At 67.9% G+C, this 4238-nt stretch carries 3 protein-coding genes; all 3 read right to left on the bottom strand.

All coding sequences use genetic code 11. The annotated features are described in order from the left end of the window. Positions 1-111: 111 nt before the first annotated feature. Genes ON27_RS29670 through ON27_RS29660 form a run of 3 tightly spaced genes read right to left on the bottom strand, consistent with a single transcriptional unit; the run spans position 112 to position 3561 of the window. Positions 112-1362, bottom strand: a complete 1251-nt coding sequence (locus tag ON27_RS29670) for a PPE domain-containing protein (protein ID WP_043735010.1) — start codon at positions 1360-1362, stop codon at positions 112-114. A 46-nt stretch (positions 1363-1408) separates the two neighbouring features. Beyond that, positions 1409-3043 (bottom strand): hypothetical protein, encoded by a 1635-nt coding sequence (locus ON27_RS29665; protein ID WP_157227398.1) that lies wholly within the window; start codon positions 3041-3043, stop codon positions 1409-1411. Positions 3044-3054: 11 nt separating this feature from the next. Beyond that, positions 3055-3561 (bottom strand): hypothetical protein, encoded by a 507-nt coding sequence (locus tag ON27_RS29660; protein WP_043735006.1) that lies wholly within the window; start codon positions 3559-3561, stop codon positions 3055-3057. Positions 3562-4238: the final 677 nt, after the last annotated feature.

Raw genomic sequence — 4238 nt, 5'->3', positions numbered from 1 at the left:
GTGCGGTGTGTCGTCGACGTACATCAAGCGTCGGGATGCCACGCCAGACCCGGTTGCGTTCGTTGTTGCCACCGGCGTTGCCCGCGCCGGGCGCCATCGGCATGTACGGCATCATCGGCGCACCGGNGCCGCGCGCGGCGGCGGCGTTGGCCGCCGAGGACGCGCCAGGGGGTCGATCACCGACGTGCGGGGCATGCCGGAACCCAGGGTGGCCGCCGCTGCCACCGGCAAGGCGCTCGCCTGGACGGTCGCGGCGTCGACGTCCGGGATGCCGAGGCCGGGGCTGCCGGAGGGCATCCCGCTCGGGCTGCCGGTGCCGAGGCTGCTCGGAATGCCGAGATCGTCGTAACCGTATTCGTCGAGGCCGTAGTCGTCGTACGCCTCGGCCGCGTCCGACTGCGCGAGCTGGCTCAGCGGCATTCCAGCCGAGGCCATCGCACTCATCAGGGCGGGCAGCATCTGGCTCAGCGCGCTGCTGTCGCCGCTGCCCTTGCCGTCGTTGGTGCCCTGCGCCCCGGCCTCGCTCGCGCCGACCTTCGAACCCACCTCGGTGGAGTAGCCGGTGATCGTCTCGGCCGAACGAGCGTTCTGTTCGTTGAATTTCGCCAGGGCGGCCTGGATGCCGAGTTCGTTCTTGGAGCGCATCGCCGCGATCAGCTCCTTGCGCGCGGCGATGATCTCCTCCGGCGTCGGATGTTTCGCCTTCGCCGTCCGGAACGCGTCACTGTAGCTGTCGATTCCGTCGGCCAGCAGGCCCAGACCGGCGCCCAGCTGGTCGAGCCACCCCCGGCGCTGGCCGAGCTCCGCAGACGCCGCGGCGCCGACCGGCTCCCAGTGCTGCATCGTCTTCGCCGCGGCGTCCACGCCCTCGACGGCCGCCAGATGCGGGCCACCGGCGAACTTGCGCAGCGCGTCCGCGAAGCCCTTCGCCGCGCCCGGGCCGGGACCGGCGTGCAACTGCTTGGCGAAGGTCAACGGATCGACGGCGCCGCCCGCGACCGGGAACCGGAGCCCGGGCGGGCGTCGCTGTCCGATCTCCTGGACATCGCCGACCGGATTGCCGAGAATTTCGCCGCCGCTGCCGTTGATGGTGCGGGCGCCGCGGTCGTCGGCGGCGGTGTAATCCACGGCGGCAGCGCCGATGTTGTGGGCGGTGCGCTGGATATCGGTGAGCACACCGGCCATTCCGTTGAACAACGACGCCGCCTGCGCGTTGAGCTGGGGCACCGCGGCGGCCGAGATCGGGTCAGCCCCCGCGGGCACGACCCATCCGCCCGGCAGCGCCGCCCCGGTATCGCGCGCCGTCGCGGCGAGCTTCGACGCCGCAGCGACGAGTTCCTGCGGATCCACATTCAGCGCCATCGCGACCTCCTCTCCTCATCTGCCGCTACCGCACATGCTCGCGCGATCAGCCCGCGGGTGCCGCGACAACCGGCATTGCCGCGGTCGCGGACTGATCGGCCGAGCCCGGCGTCGCCGGGGGCGCGCCCCCGTCCACCGGCGCGGTCAACTCGATGCCCTTCGGGTGGACGAATCCGGAGAACTGACCGAATTCACCCGCGCTGTCGGACATCTCCGGCGTGAACGGTTTCAATTCGCCGTTGACGACGGCCTCCAGCGTGCCACCCTCCTCGGAGCCGAACACCACCAGGATCGCGGTGCGCTTGTCCCACGTGGCGACGTCTCCGGTCATCAGCTGGTAGGGATCGACGCGGTCGCCGATCTGCTTCTTGTCCGACCACTTCGCCGGCGTCTTCTCATACGCCTTCTGCGCGTCGGTACCGCTGGCGTTGCCGAACGCCCCGTCGAGCGCTTGGGCGACCATCGCGGACACCTTCTGCGTGCGACCGTCGGGGAACGTGTAGATCACGCTGCCGTCCGCCCCCGGCGTACGGCCGGGCGCCCCCGCGGGCTGTGTGGAAGGCGCTGTGCCGGTGGGCGCTCCGGCGTGCTGCGTCGCCGGAGCCGTCGTCGACGGTTGCACCGTGGCGGGCTGCGCCGTGACCGGCGGGGCGACCGGCGGCGGGGACACCGGATCCATCTCGTCCTCGAAGCGGCGCGGATCCAATTCCTCCCGGCGGCTGTTCAGATCCCGGTCGGCCATGTTCCGCATCATCGCCTGCTGCATCATCATCGGCAGCATGGAACTCATCAGATCCATGCCGGAGCCCATCGGTGACGAGACGGGCGTCGTCGGTACGGAAGGCGTACTCGGCGTCGTCGTACCCGGGGTGGACCCGATGCCGTCGAGACCGCCGGGCGTCTGGCCGTTCAGACCCGGGGTGTCGGTACTCGGGAGGTCGTTCAGACCGGGCGGTGTCAGATCGGAGTTGTTCGGATCGTCCAGACCATCCAGACCGTCCAGGCCGGGTGGGAAGGTGCTGTCCACGCTCGGGGGAGTCGTCGTGCTGTCCGGCGGGTAGTTCGTGGTGCCGACCGGCGGCGGATACGACGCCGGATTCTTCGACGCCGCCTCCAGCTTCTTTATGGTCGCTTCCAGCTCTTTGATCCGCGCGGTCTGATCGTCGATGTTCTTCGCGACGCCGCCCTGCTCCTTGGAGATGTTCTCCAGTTCCGTGCTCGCGGTGTTGCACGCGGCAATGATCCACATCCAGTGATGGTCATCGATCTTGATTCCGTCGGTCGGAGCTGTGGCCGCCATCGCGACGACTTTCTCGTCGATGACCAGATTGATTTTCCGCTGCCCCGCATCGGACCACTTCGCGGAATCCTTCACCGCCTCTTTCACGATTGCGTCGACCGTGTCGTGAACATTCCGGTACGCCTGCTGCAGCTGCACGGCCACAGTCGCGTAGTCCCGGAAACTCCCGAGCGCGTTCGACGGTGCGACCTGCGAGACCTCCGGCGCACTCGGCACGCTGTCCGCCGTGGCATCCTTGCCCAGACTGGCGTAACCGTCTTTGAAGAAGAGGTAGAACTCTTTGAAACGACTTTCGGTGAACGGCGAATGGACCCATCCTGGAGGGTAATTACCCGCCCTTATCGCTGTCCGATCGGGCATCAGCATCAGGTGCATTTCCACAGAACTGCTCCTCAGGCGCTGAGGTCGAATGTCGTCGAATCATTGAGGATTTTGGTCGGAAGCGTTTTCTCGTACACCTTCGCGGGCTCGCCCGGTTTGGGATGGATGACGTCGTATCCTCTACTGGCCAAGGCGTTGCCGAGGCCCGCGGCCAGTGAACCAGCGCCCAATCTGGGCATCCCGGCTCGCGCGAACGCCAGTCGATCCGCGAAACCGCCGAAACCTCGCTGCGTCATGAGCTGCCCGGCGTCTCGGAAACTCTGCCCCAACGCCCTGAGCCCGCCGCCGGCGATGCCTCGAGTCGCGCCGCCGACCACACCACCGGGTATCGCGCTGAAGGCGGCGCCGACCAGTCCGGCCTGCAAACCCTCCTCGAACGAGCCTCTCTCGATGCCGGTCCAAATGCCACTGACCGCACCGCCGAGAATCGCGGAACCGACCGGACCACCGAACGCGAACCCCACGCCGCTGGCTACGCCGGAGACGACGTCTTTCCATTCGAGACCGAACAAGCCCATGCGATTTCACCTATTCGACGCGCAGCGAGTTTCTATCGAGCCCAGCCGGACACTGTCGCCGCCGCAGGTTGACGCGATGGGGCGACCGTGGTCTGCGGCTGCACATCGACCATGCTCGGGGTTCCTCTCGACATCACCATTGTCGAGGATTCCCAATGGCGGGAAGCGCGGTCCTGGTCGTACCGGTCAGGATGATCCTCGAAGACATACACCGACGTGCGCGAATTGCCCGGGCCGCCAGCTATTTTCCAGCCGACGGCGAGCGAGCGGAAGGGAGCAGCGGATGGATCTCCGTCGCCTGCCGCTCGAACGTATCGCTCCGGTGGCAACCGCACGGCTATTGCGCCGACCGCTGAGGATGGGTCATGACCAGCGCTGAAATCTGGCCCCCGGATGTCGAAGTAGAAGCGGGAGAGCCGGGCTCGGCAGAACAACAGCAGCAGCAAGGGCCGGTGACTCCGTGGTCGAGCCGTCCCGAACAGCGACGGCCGGGCATGCCCGCGCCGGGCCAACCAGCGGCTCCGTCGACACCAGGCCAAACAGGCACCGCTGCCCCTGCTCAGCCGAGCAGCGCTGGACCTCCCGCTGTTTCCGCACCGTCGGGTCAATCCGGACCGCCGGGTGTTCCGGGTCAGCCTGCACCGGGCCCGGCTGTTGCTCCGGCGCCCGGTGTTCCC

Origin of the sequence: Nocardia asiatica NBRC 100129 (genome assembly GCF_000308415.1) — a bacterium.
GTDB classification, from domain to species: Bacteria; Actinomycetota; Actinomycetes; order Mycobacteriales; family Mycobacteriaceae; genus Nocardia; species Nocardia asiatica.
Note: the sequence above shows the minus strand (reverse complement) of the source record. Positions and strands in the feature narration are given on the sequence as shown.